The organism is Phenylobacterium sp. (genome assembly GCF_030697925.1).
Classification (GTDB): Bacteria; Pseudomonadota; Alphaproteobacteria; order Caulobacterales; family Caulobacteraceae; genus Phenylobacterium.
On record NZ_JAUYOJ010000149.1, the window covers coordinates 12,888 to 33,471 of the forward strand.

The window sequence follows — 20,584 nt, forward strand, 5'->3', positions numbered from 1 at the left end:
GCCCGTCAGGCGACGTCGGCCCTCGGGAGCGGTTCGTCGTCACGCACGGCGATGGCGTCGACGATAGCCTGGATCAGGGCTGCGGCGCGGATCGGCTTGGACAGATGCTGGTCGGCGCCGGCGTCGTGGCTGGCGCGGATGTGCTCGTCCAGGGCATTGGCGGTCAGCATGATCACCGGAGTGCGCGGCAGGCCCTGGCCGCTCTCGAACTCGCGCAGCAGGCCCGTGGCCGAGAGCCCGTCCAGCTCCGGCATCTGCATGTCCATTAGCACCACGTCGAAACGTTCGGCCTTCAAAAGGTCGAGCGCCAGGGCGCCGTTCTCCACGATCACCGGCTCGACGCCGACCGACTGCAGGATGAGCTGCACGACCTTCTGGTTGGTCGGATGGTCTTCCGCCAACAGGACCCGGCAGCCCGCCAGGTCGAAGGCCTCGGCATGCCGCTCCTCGGCGACCGGCGCTTCCGCCGCGGCGCGTTCCAGCGGCAGGACGAAGCTGAACGCCGATCCGGCGCCAGGTTGCGACTCCACGTCGATCCGGCCGCCCATCAGCTCCACCAGCGAGCGGCTGATCGCCAGGCCCAGGCCTGTGCCGCCGAACCGGCGGCGGATCGAGGCGTCGGCCTGTTCGAAGCGGCGGAACAGACGCGCCTTCACCCCGTCGTCGAAGCCGATGCCGCTGTCGGCCACCGTGAAGGCGATCGCCGCGCCATGTGGGCGGACCTCGAGGCGGACGGTACCGGCCTCGGTGAACTTGACCGCGTTGGACAATAGGTTGGACAGCACCTGGGTCAGGCGGACCTGGTCGCCCATGAACCGGCCCTCGGCGGCGGGATCGACGCGCCAGGACAGGTCCAGCCCTTTGGCTTCGGCCGAGGCGCGATGCAGTTCGGCGATGCGGCCGACGATGCTGCTCATGGCGAAGGCTTCGTTGGAAAGCTTGATCTCGCCGGCCTCGATCTTCGAGAAGTCGAGGATGTCGGTCAGCACCTGCTCCAGCAGCCGGCCCGAGGAGACAATCAATTCGGCCAGCTCGCGGCTCTTGGCCGTCGTCTGCTCGGCCGCCAGGGTCTCGGAGATGGCGATCACTCCGTTCAGCGGCGTGCGCAGCTCATGGCTCATATTGGCCAGGAAACGCGACTTCTCCGCGTTGGCCCGTTCGAGCTGGGCGGTGCGTTCGTGGACGCGGTCCTCCAGGGAGGACAGCACGACCTCGACCTTCTCGCGCTCTCGGCGTAGCGCCTTGGCCAGCACCCCGATCTCGTCGTTGCGCGCCTCGACCAGCGAGACGTCAGGCCGCTCGCGTTCGCCGAAGGCCTCCGGTTCGCACGAGGCCGCCAGCCGGCGCAGGGGCTGGACGATGGTGCGGCGGGCCAGGGCCATGACCAGCAGCATCTGGGCCACCGCGGCCACCAGGCCCAGCAGCAGCACCCAGGACGCCGACCTTGCCGCCGACCAGGTGACCGCCGACTTGGGATAGCTCAGCAGCAGGTACCAGTCGGGGCCGGTCAGCTTCCCGTAAGCGACGATCTCGCCGCCATCCGGGCTGGTGATCACCCCATTCGGCTTGCCGTCGGCCTGGATGGCGCGGACCAGGGTCTTGATGCCCAGCTTGCGTTCATAGGCGGCGATGGTCTCCTCCGACGCGCGCCCCGGCGTCTCGAAACCCGGATAGGCGATTAGTTCGCCCTTGCCGGTCACCACCAGGTTCGAGGCGCCCGGCAGGGTGTTGCGGATGGCGTTGAGGAAGAAGCCGGTCAGTTCGATGGAGGAGCCGAAGGCGCCGACGAACTTTCCGTCCACATAGGCCGGGGTTAGGCAGCCTGTCGCGAGCCGTTCGCCCTGGGTGTTCTGGATCAGCCGCTGCAGGTTGGTGCAGCGCGTGGCGTGCTCCGGATTGTTCCGCGGCAGAACGATCTTCGACATCTCCTCCTGGCTGATATCCAGGTCGGCGGGCGCCTCCTGGCGATAGAACATCAGCTTGTCCTGTCGGTCGGGGCCGAACATGACCAGCCGGGTGGACGGGGTGAAGAAGTAGAAGTTGTCGTACTCGCTGTGTGCGGCCTGGCCGAAGTCGGAGACGATCTCGAAGGCGGAGACAAGGGCGGCCTTTTCCAGCGGCGGAATGTAGGCTCCGCGCGAGATGAAGGCCCCCATGCCGTAGGTCACCTCACCGGTCGGACTGGTGTGGCCGTTGAAGTATTCCGGACGGCTGCGGCGGGTGCCGTCGGCGCGCATGGGGTAGTAGGTCTCGGCCAGCCGGTCGATCTCGGCCGGCGGCAGGCGCTTCACCCGACGTTCGAGTTCGGTGGCGGCGGCCTTGTGCAGGTTCTCCAGATTGGAGAACCGCTTGTCCACGTTGGTGCTGCGCTCTTCGACATAGTCGGCGAGGTAGGTGATCTGGCGGCTCGACAGCTCGCGCTGAAATACCAGGAAGGCCCCCACGGTCCCGAGGGCCGTGAGGATCAGCGACAGCACCCCAAGGCTGACCTGGAACCTGCGGGAAAGTGATTGCATGCCGCCCCGACCCCCATCGATCGGCAAGCAGTAGCGCGGGACTCGTTTCGGCGAGGTTTACGCGTTTTTCCAAACGCTTGCGGCGATCGGACGCGCCTCGCCTAGGACGCCCGCAGCCCCCCGTCGACCCGCAAGTCCTCTCCTGTGACGTAGCTTGACTCGTCGCAGGCCAGATACATCACCGCCCGGGCGATCTCTTCCGGCTGGCCGGCGCGGCCCGAGGGCGTGCGCTTGCCCGAGGCGTCGGCCGCGCCACCGCCCATCATCGGCGTGTCTATAGGCCCCGGCGAGACCGCGTTGACCCGGATATTATCCCGAGCGAGCTGCAGCGCCGCACTACGCGTCGCGCTGAGCACTCCAGCCTTGGACAGGCTGTAGGACAGGAGCTGCGGATTGCCCGCATAGCCCAGCACCGAGGCGGTGTTGATGATCGCTCCGCCCCCACGCGCCCGCAAAGCCGGGACCTGGCGGTCCATGCCGCGCAGCACCCCGTTGAGGTTGGTCTCCATCAGGTTGTTGTGAGCCTTCCAGTCCATGGAGCCCAGCACGGCCCCGCCCTGTCCGATCCCGGCGTTGTTGAAGGCCACGTCAAGGCCGCCATAGGCCTTCACGCAGGCGGCGACCAGGGCCGCGATCTCGTCGTCGACCCTCACGTCGGCCTTGAGATAGGTGGCCTCGCCGCCGGCTGCGCGGATCGCCGACTGGACCTCGGCGCCCAGGGTCTCGCGCCGGCCGCAGAACATCACCTTGGCGCCCTCCATGGCGAAGGCGTGCGCCGTGGCCTTACCGATTCCCGAGGTGGCGCCGGTGATCAGCACGACCTTTCCGGCAAAGCGGCCGGGCGAGGCCTTGCGGGTGATCGCCGCCGGCGCGCCTTTCAGATCGGCCGCGGAGGCGGCGCCGGCCACGGCCAGTCCCAAACCCAGGCCCAACATCGTCCGGCGCGAGGCCGCCTCGCCGGTATTTCCAGGATCGCCCATGTTGTCCTCCCATTCCCTGGTCCCATAATGCCGCAAACTTCGAGGCTTGCGGGGGAATTGGAATGACGGTCGCCGAGCAGGCCTTCGAACAGTTGATGCGCCTGGCCGGCCGTGAGCGCCCCGACTTCGTGACCTTCGAGGAGGGGCCCGCCGGGATGAAGACCTGCTTCCACGCCGAGGCTGCCGCCGCCGCGGCCCTGGCGGCGGGAGGGGCGCTCGCCGCCGATCTCTGGAAACAGCGCACGGGCCAGGACCAGGACCTGAGCGTGTCCACCCGCGAAGCCGGGGCGGCCCTGATCAGCTTCGCGCTGCAGACCTTCGAAGATCCGTCGCGCGCGCCGCCCTCGCGCCCGGACGACGCCGGCGGCGGCGGGCGCGGCACCCCGGCCATGGGGTTCTTCCCCACCAAGGACGGGCGCTGGGTCTTCCTGCATCCCAGCTTCCCGGCCAGCGCCGCCAAGCTGCATCAGCTGATGGGATCGCCGGCCGACGCCGCCGCCGTCGCCGCCACGGCCCTGAACTGGAACGCGCTGGATCTGGAGAACGCCATCGCCGCGGCCGGAATCTGCGGCGCCATGGTGCGCTCTCCCGAGGAGTGGGACGCCTCCGAGCAGGGCCGAATCCTGGCCGCGCGGCCGCTCGTCGAGGTCGTGAAGATCGCCGACGGCCCGCCCATGCCCCTGCCCCCAGATGGTGAGGCGCCGCTCTCCGGGGTGCGCGTGCTGGACCTGACCCGGGTCCTGGCCGGCCCGACCTGCGGCAGGACCTTGGCCCAGTACGGCGCGGACGTGCTCTATGTGGCCTCACCCAGGCTGCCGGCCACCGAATTCTTCGTCAGCGACGTCGGCCATGGCAAGCTCTCCACCTGGCTGGACCTGACCGACGAGGCCGATCGCGCGCGCCTGAACGAACTGATCGCCGGCTGCGATGTGTTCAGCCAGGGCTACCGTCTGGGCTCGCTGCAACGCATGGGCCTGGGGCCGCTGGACCTGGCGCGCCTGCGGCCGGGCATCATCTACACCTCGATCAACGCCTATGGCCACGAGGGCCCCTGGGCCAACAGGCCGGGCTGGGAGCAGCTCGCCCAGACGGTGACCGGCCTGGCCCATGTGCATGGGAACTACACCTTCGGCGGCGAAAAGGGCCCACAACTCCAGCCCGGCGCGGTGACCGACTATACGACCGGGTTCCTGGCGGCTTTCGGAACCTTGGTCGCCCTGGACCGCCGCGCGCGGTTCGGCGGCAGCTATATGGTGCGGGTCTCCCTGGCTCAGACCGGCATGTGGCTGCGCGGCCTAGGCTTGGCCGAACCGGAATACCTGGACGCCGTCCGGCCGCCCACGCCTGACGAAATCGACGGCTGGCGGATCGACAGCGACTCGGGGTTCGGGCGGGTTCGTCACCTGCGCGCGCCGGTGAAGCTGTCGGCCACGCCCGCCCGCTGGCGCCGGCCGACCACGCCGCTCGGCGTCCATGAGGCGGCCTGGCCGAGCTAAGGCGCGTCGTCCACCAGGGAGAGCGGCGCGGCCACCTCCTCCAGGGGTTTGCGTTCGGCCGCCACCCCCAGCCACAGCTCCACCCCGGCCGCCAGCAGCATGAGCCCGCCGCCCAGCAGGTAACCCAGGAAGATCTGGCCGCGCTCGCCGGTGTCGATCAGGGCTCCGAACAGGGCCGGCCCGCCGACCCCGCCCAGCAGAGTGCCGAAGGCGTAGAACAGCGAGATGGTCACCGCCCGGGTCTCCAGGGGGAAGCTCTCGCCCACGGTCAGATAGGCCGCGCTGGCCCCGGCCGAGGCGAAGAAGAAGATCGCCGTCCAGGCCACCGTCTGGGTCACCGCCGACAGCATCCCCTCCGCGAACATCCAGCCGGTGACACAGAGCAGCGCGCCCGCCAGGCCGTAGGTCAGGCTGATCATCACCTTCCGCCCCACCGTGTCGAACAGATGCCCCAGCAGCAGTGGGCCCATGAAATTGCCGAGCGCAAAGGGCAGCATGAACCAGCCGATGGCGGCCGGCGCGATGGCGTAGAACTTGGTGAGGATCAGGGCGTAGGTGAAGAAGATGGCGTTGTAGCAGAAAGCCTGGGTCGCCATCAGCACCACGCCCAGCACCGTGCGTCGAGGATGGCGCACCATCAGCGAACGCGCGATGTCCAGCCATGAGGTGCGCGTGTGGCGCAGCCTCAGGACCTTCAGCTCGTCGATGTGTTGAAGCGTTTGGCCTGTGTCGCGCGCCACCCGGGCCTCTATGGCCTCGACGATAGCCAAGGCTTCCTCCGGCCGGCCGTGGGTCATCAGCCAGCGCGGGCTTTCAGGGATATAGCGGCGGATGAAGATGACGATCAGGGCCAGGAGGCCGCCGATGATGAAGGCCAGCCGCCAGCCCAGGGCCTGGTCGACGACCTCCGGGTTCAACACCACCAGCGAGCCGACCGCGCCCAGGGCCGCCCCGACCCAGAAACTGCCGTTAATGGCCAGGTCCGTGTAGCCGCGGCGGCGGGCCGGGATCAGCTCCTGGATCGCCGAATTGACCGCCCCGTACTCGCCGCCGATTCCCGCCCCGGTCAGGAACCGGAACAACAGGAAGGACCAGAAGTCCCAGGAGAAGCCGGTGGCGATCGTGGCGACAAGATAGACCGCCACGGTGATGGTGAAGAGCTTGCGCCGCCCATAGGTGTCGGTCAGCCGCCCGAACACCAGGGCCCCCAGCACCGCGCCCAGGATATAGGCGCTGGCGGAGAGGCCGATCTGGGCGCCGGTGAGGCCCAGCCCGCCTTGGATCGCCGGCGACAGCGAGCCGACCAGTGTGACTTCCAGCCCATCCAGGATCCAGGTGACGCCGAGGGCGGCGACCACCAGCCAGTGAAACCGGCTGAACGGCAGGCGATCGAGTCTGGAGGGCACATTGGTCGTGAAGGTCTCGGCCACCATGTCCTCCCGGCGCGGATGTTGGCCTGAACAACGCGTGAAGGCCGAGCTTGGGTTCCGGCGACGGACCGGCTATGGCCCGGCCATGCCTTCGCCCGAGCCCCCGCCGGAGATCCTCGTCGACGCCCGCGGCCACCGTTGCCCGGTCCCGACCCTGCGCCTGCGCCGCGCCCTGGAAGACGCCCCGCTCGGCGCCCGCGTGCGCCTGTTGGCCGACGACCCCCTGGCCCGCATCGACGTGCCCCACTTTGCGGCGGGCGCGGGTTTCGAGGTTCTGGAGGTCACCGAAGCGGCCGGCGTGCTGAGCTTCCTGGTGGGGAGGTCGAGCTAGGCCTTCCGCTGATCCGTCAGCAGACGCCTAGCCGGGCGGCGTTCCACCAGCAGGATCTCGATCTCGGTGGCCAGGGCGCCGCCCAGGAAGACCGCGTTGACGTTCCAGGACAGCCAGATCAGGAACACCACCACGGCCGCTACCGAGCCGTAGGTGGCGCCGAGCGAGGCGATCTGTTCCACATAGATGGCGCTGGCCCATGAAGCCCCCAGGCAGAGGAACGCTGCGGCGATCCCGCCCATGATCGAGGCCCTCCAGGCGACCGGGACGCTGGACATGGCGAAGCGGTAGATCAGGGTCATGGCCACGGTCACGCCCACGCTGGCCCAGGTCCACTCGCTGTAGAGCCAGGTGACGCCGGCCAGCGGCTTCAGGTCGAAGGCGGCGGCCACGAAGCGGAAATAGAAGAAGACGGCCGAGAAGAAGGCCAGCATGGCGAAGGCCGCGACCAGCACGATCAGGGCCATGACGTTGAAGCCTACGAACCCGCGCGGCGCGTCCTCGTCGTGGATGAAGGACAGTCCCGCCAGCAGGGCCTTGAAGCCCCGATGGGCGGCGTAGCCGCCGATCACGAGCGCCACCCCGCTCTGGGTCGAGACCACCTGGAAGGGCGCGTGGGCCAGCCGGGTCAGTTCGCTGGCGAACAGGCCCCGGGCGCCGGCCGGCATCATCGTCGCCAACTGCTCGGCCTGGTGCGCCGCCGCGGCGGGATCGGCCAGCAGGCCATAGACGCCGATGGTGATGGCCAGGGCTGGAAATACCGCCAGCATGACGAAGAACGAGACACCGCCCACATAGAGCATGACATCCCGGCCCCAGAGCCTGGTTAGGGCCTTGCCGGAGATCAACAGGGCCAGGCGCAGCCAGTGCGTCGGGTCCCAGTCCATCTCGCGCAGCCGTTGGGTTACTCGGGCGATCAACATGGCGCGGAAAGTGCTGAAGCTCGCGCTTCGGCGCAAGCGCTCTTGGCGTCACGCACATCGTAGCGGCGCGCCGGTCCCTCGCGGGAGCCGGCGCGCCGCCGATGGGCGTGTCGTTCCATCAGGCCTGGCGCCGCGTCGAGGGACGGGAGATAGCGGCGTTCAACCTGACCCTAGAATCGCGCCAGACGGCTGAACCCCACCTGAACGATGATCGAGCCCCCCTGTTCACCGCGCTGACCGTCATCCAACATTCACGCAAGCGGCTATAACGGCGATTGCCCTTAGCCGTCCCCAACGAGCCGGAGCCCTCCGATGAAACAGTTCGCCTATATCGCCGCCGCCGCCCTGGCCCTCTCCGCCTGCGGGCAGAAGACCGAGGGCGACGCCGCCAAGGCCGGCCCCAGCGCCAGCGGTCGCGACCAGGTCTGGGCGGCGGGCTCCTCGACCGTCTTCCCGTTCGCCACCCGCGTGGCCGAGAACGTGGCCAGGACCGGCGGCGGCAAGGCCGCCAAGGTCGAGTCGCTCGGCACCGGCGGCGGCTTCAAGCTATTCTGCGGCGGCTCGGGCGCGAACTTCCCGGACGTCGCCAACGCCTCGCGCGCCATCAAGAAATCCGAATTCGACCAGTGTGTCGCCAACGGCGTCACCGATATCGTCGAGATCAAGATCGGCTTCGACGGCATCGTCATCGCCAACGCCAAGGCTGGCCCGACCTACAATTTCAAGATCGACCAGATCTATCGCGGCCTAGCCGCCGAGACCCCGGCCGGCGCTGGTTTCGCCAAGAACGCCGCCAAGACCTGGAAGGAGGTCGACGCCGCCCTCCCCGCCCAGGCCATCCTGGTCTACGGCCCGCCGCCGACCTCGGGCACCCGCGACGCCTTCGCCGAGTTGGCCCTGGAGAGTGGCGCGCGCAAGATTCCGGCGCTGGAAGCCCTACGTTCGTCCGATGAAGACGCCTTCAAGGCCAGGGCCCACACGATCCGCGGCGACGGGGCCTGGGTCGACGCCGGCGAGAACGACAACGCCATCGTCCAGACCCTGACCAAGACCCCCAATGCGCTGGGGGCGTTCGGCTATTCGTTCCTCGAGAACAACATGGACACTGTGAAGGCCGCCACGATCGATGGCGTCGCCCCGACCTTCGAGACCATCTCGAACGGGACCTACCCGGTGTCGCGGTCGCTCTACGTCTATGTGAAGAAGGCCAATATCGGGGTCATCCCCGGCCTGCGCGAGTATGTGAACGCCTTCGTTTCCGACGTCGCCACCGGCAAGGGCGGCTACCTGCAGCAGCGCGGCCTCATCCCGCTGGGCGCCGAGGAACACGCGGCCCAAAAGGCCGCCGCCGCCGACCTGACGCCGATGGCGGCGCCGACGAAATAGGGCCTATCCCGCCAGGGCCCCCGCAGCCTTGAGGGCGTCGATATCGGCGCCCGAGAAGCCCCAGTCGCTCAGGGCTTCGCGATCATGGGCCCCGATGCCGGGCGGCGGTCCCTGGATGGCGCCGGGCGTGGCCGAGAAACGGGGCGCGGGCGCCGGCTGGGTGACGCCCTCGACCTGTACGAAGGTCTGGCGCGCCACGTTGTGCGGATGCCTGGGCGCCTCGTCGAGATCGAGCACCGGGGCGAAGCAGACATCGCTGGCGCCCATGATCTCGGACCATTCGTCCTGGGTCTTCTGGGCGATGACATGGGCGAGTTTCTCGCGCAGGCCGTCCCAGCTCCCGCGATCCATCTGCTTGGCGAACTCCGGATCGTTGATCCCGGTCTTCTCCAGCAGCAAGGCGTAGAACTGCGGCTCGATCGAGCCGATCGAGATCCACTTGCCGTCCGAGCACCGGTAGGTGTCGTAGAAGTGGGCGCCGCCGTCGAGCAGGTTGGCGCGCCGCTCCTCCTTCCACATCCCGCTGGCCTTGAAGCCGTAGAACATGGCCATCAGCGAGGCCGCGCCGTCGCTCATGGCGCAGTCGATGACCTGTCCCTGGCCGCTCGCCCGCGCGTGGATCACCCCGGCCAGCAGTCCGAAGGCCAGATAGAGCGCCCCGCCCCCGAAATCACCCACCAGGTTCAGGGGTGGGATTGGCTTTTCCTTGGTCCCGATCGCGTGCAGGGCGCCGGTGATGGCGATGTAGTTCATATCGTGCCCGGCGGCGTTGGCGTAGGGGCCAAACTGGCCCCAACCGGTCATCCGGCCGTAGACCAGCTTGGGATTACGCGCCATGGCCACCTCCGGGCCCAGGCCCAGCCGCTCCATGACGCCCGGCCGGAAGCCTTCGAACACCGCGTCGGCCCCCTCCATCAGCTTCAGGCAGGTCTCGATGGCGGCGGGGTTCTTGAGGTCGAGCGCCACCGAGCGCCGTCCGCGGGCGGTGATGTCGGCCGGCGAGGAACGGCCGGGACCCTTGCGGTCGATCCGCACGACGTCCGCGCCCAGGTCCGACAACAGCATGCCGCAGAACGGCCCGGGTCCGATCCCGGCGAATTCGACGACCTTCAGGCCGGTCAGCGGTCCCTGGCGCATGGAAACTCTCCCTAGATTCCCGTCATCCTGGCCTGCTGACGCGCCGTCAGCCAACCATTAGCCGCCGCCGGGCAGGGACTGGCCGTCGTCGATGGTGATCAGGGTCCCGGCGATGGCTCGAGCCGCCGGCCCGCAGAGCATCAGCAGCGAGGCGTCCAGGTCGGTGGCTTCCATCAGCCGCCGGCGCGGAAAGCCCTTGAGCTGCTTCTGGCCGCCCTCTGTGGCCCACCAGTCGGCGTTGATGTCGGTCTCGATATAGCCAGGCGCCATGGCGTTGACGGCGATCCCGCGCCGCGACCACTCCCGCGCAAGGCTGCGGGTCAGCATGGCCACCGCGGCCTTGGAGGCGTTGTAGGCCGAAAGGCCGGGCAGCACCGTGTGGCTGGCGATCGAAGCGATGTTGACGATCCTGGCGGTCCCGGCCTCGGCCACGCCCGACGCCAACATCCGCTTGGCGGCCTGCTGGGCGGCGAAAAACACGCCGCGCACATTGACGTCGAAGGTCCGGTCCCATTCCTCCACCGAGATGTCCAGCGCCAGCCCCTCCCCGCCGACCCCGGCGTTGTTGACCAGGATCGAGATCGGACCCAACGCCGTCTCGATCTCGTCGAACGCGGGACCGATCGATTGGGCGTCGGCGACGTCCAGCCGCAGCGCCATGGCGCGACCGCCATCGGCGGCGATCTCGCCAGCCAGGGCCTCGACCATGTCCAGTCGCCGCGCCGCCAGCGCCACGGCCGCGCCGTTCTTCGCCAGCAGCCTCGCGAAATGCGCGCCGAGCCCGCCCGACGCGCCAGTGATCACCGCGATCCGTCCCGCCAACACCTGTTCCATTCCCCATCTCCTTCACTCTGCGACGCGGCCGCGCTGTCGTCTGCGCGCGCCGTCTGTATAGTCGGCAGGCGCTTCGATTCCCGTCCAACCCGGGCGTGAACATCGGAGGGGGTTGCGTCAAGGGTTCTAGGAATGGCGGCAAGCGTCCAGGCGCGGGTCCTGATTGTCGCGCGCGATGACGCCCTGGCGGGACCCCTCGCCGAGGGCCTCGACCGGCTGGGCTGGCGCACGGTCACGGCGCGCGGCCCCTATGCGGCGCTCGCGGCGCTTGGCGACCTGAACATTGAAGCCGCCATTATCGACCTCGCCAGCGGCGGCCATGAGGCCCTGACCATGGCCCGGCGGCTGAAGGCCGCCTGCGCCCCGCGCCGTCTTCCGGTCGTGGCCATCGGCGATCCCGAGCCCGAGCTGGAGAGCTACGACTTCGACCTGACCCTGGCTGCGCCGATCCATCCGGCCCAGGCCGTGCTGCGTCTGGAGACCCTGGTCCGCACCGCGGTGGCCGAGGAGGAGTTCGAGCTGCGCCGCGCCAGCTTCGCCGATCGCGGCGGCTGGCTTGACCTGCCCGAGCCCGACGCCAACCCCTTCCAGGTCCTGGCCATCGGCGAGCCTGCCCCGCAGTTCCTGGCGCTCTCCAACGCCCTCGCCCGGTCGGGCGCCGAGGTGGTGGGCGCCTTCACCGCCTACACCGCCTTCGATTACCTGCACGAACGGTCCTTCGACGCCGTGGTGCTATGGGCTGGCGACAACAGCCAGGAGGCGCTCTCCATCGCCGCCGGCATGCGCCGCAACACCCGCCTCTATCACACGCCCGCCCTGCTCTACATGCGCCAGGAGAGCTATGTGACCATGTCGGAGGCCTATCATCGGGGCGTCTCCGACGTGGCCTCGCCAGAGACGCCGGAGACCGAGACCGCCAAGCGGGTGATCGAGCTGGCCCGCAGCTATCGCCGGCAGACCGCGGTCCGCAAGGCGTTGGAAAAGGCGCGTTCCTCAGGCCTGATGGATGCGGCCACGGGGCTGTTCACCCGCGATCTCTTCGCCCACCACCTGGGCCGCCTGGCCCAGGCCTCGCGCCTGCGCAATCGTCCGCTGTCGGTCTGCGTGCTGAAGGTGGCCGAGAAACAGGACATCAGCGCCGCGCGCGCCGGCGGCTGGCTGGACCGCGCCATTCCCCAGATCGGCTCGATGATCGGCCGGCTGGTGCGGGTGGAGGACACGGCCGCGCGGCTGAGCCCCGAGGTCTTCGCGCTCGCCCTACCCGCCACGCCCCAGGCTTCGGCCCGGGCGGCCGGCGAACGGATCGCCGCGGTGATCGGCTGCACGGCCTTCGAGGCCGGCGACGGCAAGCCGCCCTTCGTCATCGAGTTCGACATCGGGGTGGCCGAGGTCGGCGGCGCCGAGGGCGCCGGCAAGGCGCTGGAAGAGGCCGCCGCCCGCGCGCATCAGCAGGCGGTGTGATGAGCCCCGAGGGGGGCCAGGGCGTCTGGACCTATCTGGTTCCGCTGATCGCCATCGTGGTCATTGTCCTGCGCGGGGTGCGCACCCGCGTCCTGCGCATCGAGCGCATGTGGATCACCCCGGCCCTGATCCTGCTGGCGGTCGTCCTGACCTTCGCCGTCCAACCCCCGCCGCGGTTTCCGGTCCTGGTCGCCGAGACCTTCGTCCTGGGCATGGGCGCGGGGATGGGTTGGTGGCGCGGCCGGACCACGGAGATCAAGATCAATCCCGAGACCCACGCGCTCACCAGCAAGGCCTCGCCCCTGGGCATGGCCCTCATCGCCGGGGTCTTCCTGCTGCGCTTCTCGTTTCGCGACTACGCCCTGGGACACGCCGGCCAGCTGCGCGTCACCCCGGTCGAGATCGCCGACATCTTCCTGCTTTTCGCCGCCAGCCTGGTCTGCACGCAGCGCCTGGAGATGTGGATCCGGGCGCGTCAGCTGCTCACCGCGGCGAGGACCGGCGCCTGACCAGCCTCAGGCCGCCAGCCTGGCCAGTTCGCTCAGCACGCGCTCGGCGGCGCCCAGGCGCTGCTCGGGGGTCTCCCACTCGCCCTTCACCACCACCTTGTGGTCGGGACGGATGCGCCAGGCCACCTGGTTCTTCTGGATGAAGCCCACCAGGCCCATGGGGTTCTTGAACTCGTCGCCGCGGAAGGTGACGACCGCGCCCTTCGGCCCCACGTCGATCTTGGCGACATTGGCCTCGCGGCAGAGGCCCTTGATGGCCACGACCTTGAGCAACTGGCCGGCTTCGGGCGGCAGCGGGCCGAAGCGGTCGATCATCTCCGCGGCCAGGGCCTCGCGGTCGCCCGACTTCTCGGCGTCGGACAGGCGACGATAGAGCGACAGGCGGACATTGAGGTCCGGCACATATTCCTCGGGGATCAGCACGGCCGCCCCGGTGTTGATCTGTGGCGACCAGCCGCGATCGGTGGCCCCGTCGCCCTTGCCGGCCAGGGCCTTCAGCTCGTTGACCGCGTCCTCCAGCATCTGCTGGTAGAGCTCGACCCCGATCTCGCGGATGTGGCCCGACTGCTCCTCGCCCAGCAGGTTGCCGCCGCCGCGCTGGTCCAGGTCGTGACTGGCGAGCTGGAAGCCCGCACCCAGGCTGTCCAGGGACTGCAGCACTTTCAGCCGCCGCTCCGCCGAGAGGGTGATCTGCTTTTCCGCCGGGGTGGTCAGATAGGCGGAGGCCCGCGCCTTGGCCCGGCCGACCCGGCCACGCAGCTGGTACATCTGGGCCAGGCCGAACATGTCGGCGCGGTGAATGATCATGGTGTTGGCGGTGGGGATATCCAGACCGCTCTCCACGATCGTGGTCGAGAGCAGCACGTCGTACTGGCCCTCGTAGAAGGCGCTCATCACGTCTTCCAGCTGGGTCGGGGCCATCTGCCCGTGCCCGACCACGTAGCGGACCTCCGGGGTCTGCTCACGTAGGAACCGCTCCAGCTCCGGCAGGTCGCTGATCCGAGGGGCGACGTAGTAGGCTTGGCCGCCGCGGTACTTCTCGCGCAGCAGAGCCTCGCGGATGACCACGGGGTCGAAGGGGGTGATGTAGGTCCGCACGGCCAGCCGGTCGACCGGCGGGGTGGCGATGATCGACATCTCGCGGATGCCCGACAGCGACATCTGAAGGGTGCGGGGGATCGGCGTGGCGGTGAGCGTCAGCATGTGCACGTCGGTGCGAAGCTCCTTGAGCTTCTCCTTGTGCTTCACCCCGAAGTGCTGCTCCTCGTCGACGATAACCAGGCCGAGGTTCTTGAAGCCGACCTGCTTGGAGAGCACCGCATGGGTGCCGATGATGATCTCGACCTCACCGTTCTTGAGCGCCTCGCGGGTCTCGGCGGCCTCCTTGGCGGGAACCAGGCGCGAAAGCCGGCGGACCTTGATCGGCCAGCCCTGGAAACGATCTGAGAAGGTCTTGAAGTGCTGGCGGGCGAGCAGCGTGGTCGGGGCGACCACGGCCACCTGCTGGCCGCTCATGGCCACCACGAAGGCCGCGCGCAGGGCCACTTCGGTCTTGCCAAAGCCCACGTCGCCGCAGATCAGCCGGTCCATCGGCTTGCCGGCGCCCAGGTCCTCCAGGACGTCGCCGATGGCGTTGAGCTGGTCCTCGGTCTCCTCATAGGGGAAGCGGGCGCAGAACTCGTCGAACACCCCGTGCGGCGGCGCGACCGGGTCCGTCGTCTTGGTGGCGCGTTCGGCGGCGATGCCGATCAGGCCCATGGCCATGTCGCGCAGGCGTTCCTTGGCCCGCGCCTTTCGCGCCTGCCAGGCCGCCCCGCCCAGCCGGTCGAGTTGCACGCCCTCCCCGTCCGAACCGTAGCGGGTCAGGAGGTCGATGTTCTCGACCGGCAGGTAGAGCTTGGCCTCGCCCCCGTAGTGCAGTTCCAGGCAGTCGTGCGGCGCGCCCTGGACGTCGAGCGTCTTCAGCCCCTCATACCGTCCGATGCCGTGGTCGATATGGACCACGAGGTCGCCCTGGGTCAGCGCGCTGGCCTCGGCGAGGAAGTTGGCCGCCCGGCGGCGGCGGCGCGGACGCGCCAGGCGGTCGCCCAGGATATCGGTCTCGGAGATGACCGCCAGGGTCTCGGTCTCGAAGCCGGTTTCCAGCGGCAGAACCACCCGCTGCGGGAGCTTGGGATCGGCGGCCCTAGCGGCGTCCCAATAGGGCGAGAGCGAAATGTTCTTCAGCCCATGGTCGGCCAGCATGGCGCCCAGGCGATCGGACGAGCCGTCGGACCAGGAGGCGAACAGCACCCGCTTGCCCTGGGACGCCAGCGCCCGCGCGTGGTCGGCGGTGGCCTCGAACAGGTTGACGCTGTCGCGCTGGCGCTCGGCGATGAAACTGCGGCCCTGGCGCGCGCCCATGTCGACGACGGTGTCGCCCTCGGCCTCCTGGAAGGCCGAGAAGCGGCGGGTGGCGCGCCTGGCCAGCCGTTCCCGCCACTCCTCGCCGGTCATGTAGAGCTGGTCGGGCTCCAGGGGATGATAGTGGACCTTGCGGTCGGCCTGGGCGCGGGCGTCGTAGGCGTCGGCGATCATCGCCAGGCGTTCGTCGCGGCTCTCATTGGCCAGGTGGTCGGTGGCGATCAGGGCGTCGGGTGGCAGGTAGTCCAGCAGGGTCGCCATGTTCGGATAGAACAGCGGCAACCAGTGTTCCATGCCGGCGCGGCGACCGCCGCCGCTGACGGTCTCGTACAGGGGATCGCCGCCGGGCGCGCCGAAGGCCTCCACATAGTTGCGCCGGAACCGGGTGATGCCGTCCTTGTCCAGCAAGACCTCGCTGACCGGCAGGAGGGAGACCTCCTTGAGCTGCTTGGTCGAGCGCTGGGTCTCGGGATCGAAGGCGCGGATGGATTCCAGGGTGTCGCCGAACAGGTCCAGCCGCACCGGCTCCTCGGCGCCGGGCGGAAAGACGTCGATCACCCCGCCGCGGATAGCGAACTCGCCGCGTTCCGAGACGGTGGAAGCGCGCTGGTAGCCGTTCACCGCGAAATAGCGCTCCAGGGCGGCGATCTCGACCACGTGGCCGGTGCGGGCCGAAAAGGCCGCGCCTTCTACGGCTTCCCTGGGCGGAACGCGCTGCAACAGGGCCGGAACCGTGGTGACCAGCAGGGTCGGCTTCTTGGCGTCCCCGCCGTGGGCCAGCCGGCCGAGCGTGGTCATCCGCTGCGCCGCCACCCCTGGCGAGGGCCCGATCCGGTCATAGGGCAGGCAATCCCACGACGGGAACTGCATCACCTCGACCTGCGGCGCGAAGAAATTGAAGGCGTCGACGAAGGCCGAGAGCCGCGAGCCGTCGCGGGCCACGAAGACCGTAAGTCCGCCGCGGGCTTTGACGATATCGGCCATCACCAGGGCGTCGAAGCCCTCCGGCGCGCCGACCAGGTCGAGGCGTCCGGGGTCCTGGGCGATGCGCCGGTGGTCGGCCGCGGTCGGCGCGCGCGAGCCGTCAGCCGCCATGGTCGTCGCCTCTGGCCTCATGAGCTTCATACCGGAACTGCTTGATCCGGTTCATGACTTCGTGGTCGAACTCAGGCGGCGTCGGCGCCTGACCCACGATCCATTGATAGATATCGTGGTCCGGCTGATCCAGCAGCACCTCGAAGAGGTCGAGCTCGGCGGGGCTCAGGCTGGCGACATGGTTTTCCGCGAACGGCCCCAGAATGAGGTCCGCTTCCCTGAAGCCACGGTGCCAGGCCCGGTACTTCAGCTTTTTCAGCCGGGTTTCTTCGCTCGTCATGGAGAGCGGCGGATATAGGCCTCCCCGCGTTCAGGCGCCAGGGCGTTCCTTCAGTCGCCGCCCTTCCAGGTGAAGGCCACCACCTTGAACGGCGTGTCGCCCACCTGCAGCGCGCCGGTGATCACAGGGGCCACATCCTTGCCCCGGGCCTGGGCCGCCTTCAGGGCGGCTTGGTCGATCTTGGCGTCGAGGCGGACGTCGCCGAGCTTGGAATCGGTCCCGACGAACCGCACGGTCTCGTCGTTCAGGGCGTAGGCGGTGGGCAGCACGCGCAGCTTGACCGAATAGCTGGTGTTACCGAGCGCGTTGGTCCGAGCGGGGCTGGTGACGTCCTGGAATTCCAGCATCACCGGGCCGTAGGTCTTGGTGCGCCGTCCGGCCACCCAGTCGCCGAAGCCCACGGGGCCGCCGATGTGCAGGTGGTCGAGCTTGTAGTCGCCGACCTTCACCTCGACGGTCGGATAGTAGTAGCCGAACAGGTCCTGCTTCTGGTCGTGCTTGAAGCCGGTGAACGACGGATCGGCCGCCACGGCAGGCGGCGCGACGGGCCCCGCGGCCGTTTCGTCCGTTTTCGTAGAAGGTCCGCCACAACCGGACAGACAAACGGCCGTAAGCGTGGCGAGCACGATCGAGCGCATCTGATTCCCCCCATTTTCTGTATGGAGGTCATCATGGGCGCGCAGGCCTGTCCATGGTCGCGCTATGCTGGCGCCATGCGGCCTGAGATTCTGTTCCCGCTCTACGCTCCTGTGACCTCGCTGAAGGGCGTGGGCGCGCGCGTGGCGCCGTTGCTGGAGAAGCTAGCCGGGCCCGTGGTCCGCGACGTGCTCTATCTGCGGCCCCATTCGGTGATCCGCCGCACCCACGCCACCGCCAATACGGCCATCGAGGGCGCGGTGCAGATCTTCGAGGTGCAGATCGACGCCTACAAGCAGCCCCGGTCGCCGCAGCAGCCGTGGCGGATTGAGACCTATGACGGCACCGGCGTGCTCACCCTAGTGTTCTTCGGCAGCTTCGGAGGCCAGCTCCAGCTCAAGCATCCCCTGGGTTCGAGGCGGGTGGTCAGCGGGAAGGTCGAGCGCTTCGGCCTCAACCTGCAGATCGCCCATCCGGACTACATCCTGCCGCCCGAGAAGGCCGGCGAGATCCCGCTGTTCGAGGCGGTCTATCCCGCCACCGCCGGCCTGCCGCCGCGCACCGTACGCAAGTTCGCCATGGAGGCCCTGGAGCGGGCGCCCAACCTGCCGGAGTGGCAGGACGCCGCCTGGCTGGCCCGCGAGAAGTTCCCGTCCTGGCGCGAGGCCTTGGTTCTGGCCCACGCGCCGACCAGCGAGGCCGATCTGGCGCCTCTGACCCCGCACGCCCGGCGGTTGGCCTATGACGAACTCCTGGCCCACCAGCTGGCCATGGCCCAGCGCAAGGCCGAGCGGCGGGCTGAGCCGGCCGCTCCGATCACGGCCTCGGACCTGGCGCGGAAGGTCCGAGGCGACCTGCCCTTCGCCCTGACCGGCGCTCAGGAACGCTCGCTGGGCGAGATCCGCGCCGACCTGGCCGCCGGCGAGCGGATGAGCCGGCTGATCCAGGGCGATGTCGGCTCCGGCAAGACCGTGGTGGCCATGCTGGCCATGGCCGACGTCGCCGCCGGTGGCGGCCAGAGCGCCCTGATGGCTCCGACCGAGATTCTGGCCCGCCAGCACTTCGAGACCCTTTCCGGCCCGCTCTCCGATCACGGGATCACCGCGGTCCTGCTGACCGGCCGCGACAAGGGCCTGGCGCGGGCCGACAAGCTGCGGGCGCTGGCCAGCGGCGCGGTCCAGGTGGCGGTGGGAACTCACGCCCTCTTCCAAGACGAGGTGACCTTCCAGCGGCTGCAGCTGGCCGTGGTCGACGAGCAGCACAGGTTCGGCGTCGCCGAGCGCCAGCGCCTGCAGGCCAAGGGCGACGCCGTCCACCTGCTGGCCATGTCCGCCACCCCGATCCCCCGCACCCTGGAGCTCACGGTTTACGGCGACCTCGATGTCTCGCGCATCGACGAGAAGCCGCCGGGCCGCACGCCCGTGGCCACCCGCGCCGTGCCCATGGGCCGGGTCGAGGAGGTGGAGGCCCGCCTGCGCGACGCCATCGCTGGCGGCGCCCAGGCCTTCTGGATCTGTCCCATGGTCTCGGAGTCGGAACTCGTCGACCTCAAGGCCGCCGAGCAGCGCGCCAAGGAGTTGCGCCAGAAGATCGGCCCCGGGGTCGGCCTGGTGCACGGCAAGATGACCGGGCCGGAGAAGGACGCGGTCATGAGCGACTTCGCCGACGGCGTGATCAGCCTGCTGGTGGCGACCACGGTCGTCGAAGTCGGGGTCAATGTGCCCAACGCCACCATCATGGTCATCGAACAGGCCGAGCGCTTCGGCCTGGCCCAGCTCCACCAGCTGCGCGGCCGGGTCGGACGGGGCCGGCGGGAGAGCGCCTGCGTCCTGCTCTATGACCCGCCGCTATCGGAGACCGCCCAGAGGCGGCTCGACATCCTGCGCAAGACCGATGACGGCTTCGTCATCGCCGAGACGGACCTGGAACTGCGCGGCGGCGGCGACGCCCTGGGCCTGCGCCAGTCGGGTTTCCCGGCCTATGTCTTCGCCGATCCCTTCGCTCACCGCGACCTGATCGCCGCGGCCGGCGACGACGCGCGGATGATCATGGCGCGGGACCCGCATCTCACCTCGGAGCGCGGCAAGGCCCTGCGCATCCTGCAGGAGCTGTTCGACTGGCGGGCCGGATCGCCGCTGAAGGACGCTGGCTAGCTGACCTTCACCATCCGCTTGCCGCGGTTCTCGCCGGCCAGCAGTCCGACCAAGGCGACAGGCGCGTTCTCCAGGCCCTCGATCACGTCCTCCAGCACCTTGAGCCTGCCGCTCTCAACCCAGGACTTGAGCTCGGCCAGGGCCTGGTCGCGCTTGTCGTCGAAATCCGAAACGATGAAGCCACGCAGGGTGAGGCGCTTGGTGACAATCAGGCCCGGCACGCCGCGCGGCCCGTGCGGCGGCGCGGTTCCGTCGTACTGCGAGACGGCGCCGCAGCAGGCGATGCGGCCGAAGTTCTTCATATTGAACAGGCACGCCTCGAAGACGTCGCCGCCCACATTGTCGAAATAGACGTCGATCCCGTCGGGACAGGCCGACCGGACGGCACGGCGGACGTCGCCGGCCTTGTAGTCGACCGCGGCGTCGAAGCCGAGTTCCTCGGTCAACCAGGCGCACTTCTCGGCGCCGCCGGCGATCCCCACCACCTTGCAGCCCTTGATCTTGGCGATCTGGCCGACCAGGGAGCCCACCGAACCGGCGGCCGCCGAGACCACCACAGTCTCGCCGGGTTGCGGCTTGCCGCATTCCAGCAGGCCGAAATAGGCCGTCAGCCCGGCGACGCCGTAAACGCTGATCAGGCGGGTGATCGGCTTGAAATCCGGCAGCTTCTGGAGCCGCTTGCCGGGCAGGACGGCGTAATCCTGCCAGCCGGTGTCGGCAAACACCATGTCGCCCGGAGCCAGGTTCGGGGACTTGCTCTCCACCACCTCGGCCACGGCGCCGCCGGCCATGACGTCCCCGGCCGCCAGGGCCGCGCGATAGGTGGCGCCCTGCATCCAGGCGCGATTGGCGGCGTCCAGGGAGATGTAGCGGGTGCGCAGCAGGACGTCGCCGTCGCCGGGGATCGGCCGCTCGCCCTCCGTCAGGCGGAAATGCTCTGGCATCAGCTTGCCCTGGGGGAGCTGGTCGAGAACGATCTGTCGGTTGGCCATGGCGCATCTCCCATCGCGCTCT

16 protein-coding genes are annotated in these 20,584 nt (G+C 69.1%); 6 read left to right on the top strand and 10 right to left on the bottom strand.

Annotated elements, in window-relative coordinates:
- Positions 1-5 precede the first annotated feature (5 nt).
- Together Q8Q88_RS13950 and Q8Q88_RS13955 are read right to left on the bottom strand one after the other, a co-directional pair.
- Complete coding sequence (locus Q8Q88_RS13950) at positions 6-2,516, bottom strand: ATP-binding protein (protein ID WP_305675792.1); 2,511 nt, start codon at positions 2,514-2,516, stop codon at positions 6-8.
- Between the two features lie 101 nt (positions 2,517-2,617).
- Positions 2,618-3,496 (bottom strand): SDR family NAD(P)-dependent oxidoreductase, encoded by an 879-nt coding sequence (locus Q8Q88_RS13955; RefSeq protein ID WP_305675793.1) that lies wholly within the window; start codon positions 3,494-3,496, stop codon positions 2,618-2,620.
- Between the two features lie 62 nt (positions 3,497-3,558).
- Between Q8Q88_RS13955 and Q8Q88_RS13960 the strand changes: the two genes are divergently transcribed.
- Entirely contained in the window at positions 3,559-4,992 is a 1,434-nt protein-coding gene (locus Q8Q88_RS13960; protein WP_305675794.1) for a CoA transferase, read from the top strand.
- Here Q8Q88_RS13960 and Q8Q88_RS13965 read toward each other — a convergent pair.
- Positions 4,989-6,422, bottom strand: a complete 1,434-nt coding sequence (locus Q8Q88_RS13965) for an MFS transporter (protein ID WP_305675795.1) — start codon at positions 6,420-6,422, stop codon at positions 4,989-4,991. The two genes, Q8Q88_RS13960 and Q8Q88_RS13965, sit on opposite strands and share 4 nt — an antisense overlap.
- Positions 6,423-6,507: 85 nt before the next feature.
- On the opposite strand from Q8Q88_RS13965, the gene Q8Q88_RS13970 reads away from it, so the two are divergent.
- Positions 6,508-6,753 carry a sulfurtransferase TusA family protein gene (locus Q8Q88_RS13970; RefSeq protein WP_305675835.1) on the top strand — a complete coding sequence of 82 codons (246 nt, stop codon included), beginning with the start codon at positions 6,508-6,510 and terminating at the stop codon, positions 6,751-6,753.
- On the opposite strand, the gene Q8Q88_RS13975 is transcribed toward Q8Q88_RS13970, so the two are convergent.
- Positions 6,750-7,676: a YihY/virulence factor BrkB family protein gene (locus Q8Q88_RS13975; protein WP_305675836.1), complete on the bottom strand. Its 927-nt coding sequence runs from the start codon at positions 7,674-7,676 to the stop codon at positions 6,750-6,752. The two genes, Q8Q88_RS13970 and Q8Q88_RS13975, sit on opposite strands and share 4 nt — an antisense overlap.
- 312 nt (positions 7,677-7,988) lie before the next feature.
- On the opposite strand from Q8Q88_RS13975, the gene Q8Q88_RS13980 reads away from it, so the two are divergent.
- Positions 7,989-9,062: a substrate-binding domain-containing protein gene (locus Q8Q88_RS13980; protein WP_305675796.1), complete on the top strand. Its 1,074-nt coding sequence runs from the start codon at positions 7,989-7,991 to the stop codon at positions 9,060-9,062.
- Between the two features lie 3 nt (positions 9,063-9,065).
- Here Q8Q88_RS13980 and Q8Q88_RS13985 read toward each other — a convergent pair whose 3' ends face one another.
- Both Q8Q88_RS13985 and Q8Q88_RS13990 read right to left on the bottom strand, forming a co-directional pair.
- On the bottom strand, positions 9,066-10,199 hold the full coding sequence (locus Q8Q88_RS13985) for a CaiB/BaiF CoA-transferase family protein (protein WP_305675797.1): 1,134 nt from the start codon (positions 10,197-10,199) through the stop codon (positions 9,066-9,068).
- Positions 10,200-10,256: 57 nt separating this feature from the next.
- Entirely contained in the window at positions 10,257-11,033 is a 777-nt protein-coding gene (locus Q8Q88_RS13990) for an SDR family NAD(P)-dependent oxidoreductase (RefSeq protein WP_305675798.1), read from the bottom strand.
- A gap of 132 nt (positions 11,034-11,165) precedes the next feature.
- On the opposite strand from Q8Q88_RS13990, the gene Q8Q88_RS13995 reads away from it, so the two are divergent.
- Positions 11,166-12,494: a diguanylate cyclase domain-containing protein gene (locus tag Q8Q88_RS13995; RefSeq protein WP_305675799.1), complete on the top strand. Its 1,329-nt coding sequence runs from the start codon at positions 11,166-11,168 to the stop codon at positions 12,492-12,494.
- Positions 12,494-13,003 (top strand): CcdC protein domain-containing protein, encoded by a 510-nt coding sequence (locus Q8Q88_RS14000; protein WP_305675800.1) that lies wholly within the window; start codon positions 12,494-12,496, stop codon positions 13,001-13,003. The genes Q8Q88_RS13995 and Q8Q88_RS14000 overlap by 1 nt, the downstream gene beginning before the upstream one ends.
- A 6-nt stretch (positions 13,004-13,009) precedes the next feature.
- On the opposite strand, the gene mfd is transcribed toward Q8Q88_RS14000, so the two are convergent.
- The 3 genes from mfd to Q8Q88_RS14015 are packed head-to-tail and all read right to left on the bottom strand — an operon-like array spanning position 13,010 to position 17,311.
- A complete protein-coding gene (mfd, locus tag Q8Q88_RS14005) occupies positions 13,010-16,501 on the bottom strand; it encodes a transcription-repair coupling factor (RefSeq protein ID WP_305675801.1) in 3,492 nt (1,163 codons plus the stop codon).
- Complete coding sequence (locus tag Q8Q88_RS14010) at positions 16,491-16,781, bottom strand: succinate dehydrogenase assembly factor 2 (protein ID WP_305675802.1); 291 nt, start codon at positions 16,779-16,781, stop codon at positions 16,491-16,493. Before Q8Q88_RS14010 ends, mfd begins: the two co-directional genes overlap by 11 nt.
- Before the next feature lie 50 nt (positions 16,782-16,831).
- On the bottom strand, positions 16,832-17,311 hold the full coding sequence (locus Q8Q88_RS14015; RefSeq protein ID WP_305675803.1) for a hypothetical protein: 480 nt from the start codon (positions 17,309-17,311) through the stop codon (positions 16,832-16,834).
- 183 nt (positions 17,312-17,494) lie between these two features.
- Between Q8Q88_RS14015 and recG the strand changes: the two genes are divergently transcribed.
- Entirely contained in the window at positions 17,495-19,570 is a 2,076-nt protein-coding gene (recG, locus tag Q8Q88_RS14020; RefSeq protein ID WP_305675837.1) for an ATP-dependent DNA helicase RecG, read from the top strand.
- On the opposite strand, the gene Q8Q88_RS14025 is transcribed toward recG, so the two are convergent.
- A complete protein-coding gene (locus Q8Q88_RS14025) occupies positions 19,567-20,562 on the bottom strand; it encodes an NADP-dependent oxidoreductase (RefSeq protein WP_305675804.1) in 996 nt (331 codons plus the stop codon). The two genes, recG and Q8Q88_RS14025, sit on opposite strands and share 4 nt — an antisense overlap.
- Positions 20,563-20,584 lie beyond the last annotated feature (22 nt).

Coding starts and splice junctions, on each gene's coding strand:
- Q8Q88_RS13950 (WP_305675792.1), bottom strand. CDS start 2,516: ATGCAATCACTTTCCCGCAGGTTCCAGGTCAGCCTTGGGGTGCTGTCG.
- Q8Q88_RS13955 (WP_305675793.1), bottom strand. CDS start 3,496: ATGGGCGATCCTGGAAATACCGGCGAGGCGGCCTCGCGCCGGACGATG.
- Q8Q88_RS13960 (WP_305675794.1), top strand. CDS start 3,559: ATGACGGTCGCCGAGCAGGCCTTCGAACAGTTGATGCGCCTGGCCGGC.
- Q8Q88_RS13970 (WP_305675835.1), top strand. CDS start 6,508: ATGCCTTCGCCCGAGCCCCCGCCGGAGATCCTCGTCGACGCCCGCGGC.
- Q8Q88_RS13975 (WP_305675836.1), bottom strand. CDS start 7,676: ATGTTGATCGCCCGAGTAACCCAACGGCTGCGCGAGATGGACTGGGAC.
- Q8Q88_RS13980 (WP_305675796.1), top strand. CDS start 7,989: ATGAAACAGTTCGCCTATATCGCCGCCGCCGCCCTGGCCCTCTCCGCC.
- Q8Q88_RS13985 (WP_305675797.1), bottom strand. CDS start 10,199: ATGCGCCAGGGACCGCTGACCGGCCTGAAGGTCGTCGAATTCGCCGGG.
- Q8Q88_RS13990 (WP_305675798.1), bottom strand. CDS start 11,033: ATGGAACAGGTGTTGGCGGGACGGATCGCGGTGATCACTGGCGCGTCG.
- Q8Q88_RS13995 (WP_305675799.1), top strand. CDS start 11,166: ATGGCGGCAAGCGTCCAGGCGCGGGTCCTGATTGTCGCGCGCGATGAC.
- Q8Q88_RS14000 (WP_305675800.1), top strand. CDS start 12,494: ATGAGCCCCGAGGGGGGCCAGGGCGTCTGGACCTATCTGGTTCCGCTG.
- mfd (WP_305675801.1), bottom strand. CDS start 16,501: ATGGCGGCTGACGGCTCGCGCGCGCCGACCGCGGCCGACCACCGGCGC.
- Q8Q88_RS14010 (WP_305675802.1), bottom strand. CDS start 16,781: ATGACGAGCGAAGAAACCCGGCTGAAAAAGCTGAAGTACCGGGCCTGG.
- recG (WP_305675837.1), top strand. CDS start 17,495: ATGCGGCCTGAGATTCTGTTCCCGCTCTACGCTCCTGTGACCTCGCTG.
- Q8Q88_RS14025 (WP_305675804.1), bottom strand. CDS start 20,562: ATGGCCAACCGACAGATCGTTCTCGACCAGCTCCCCCAGGGCAAGCTG.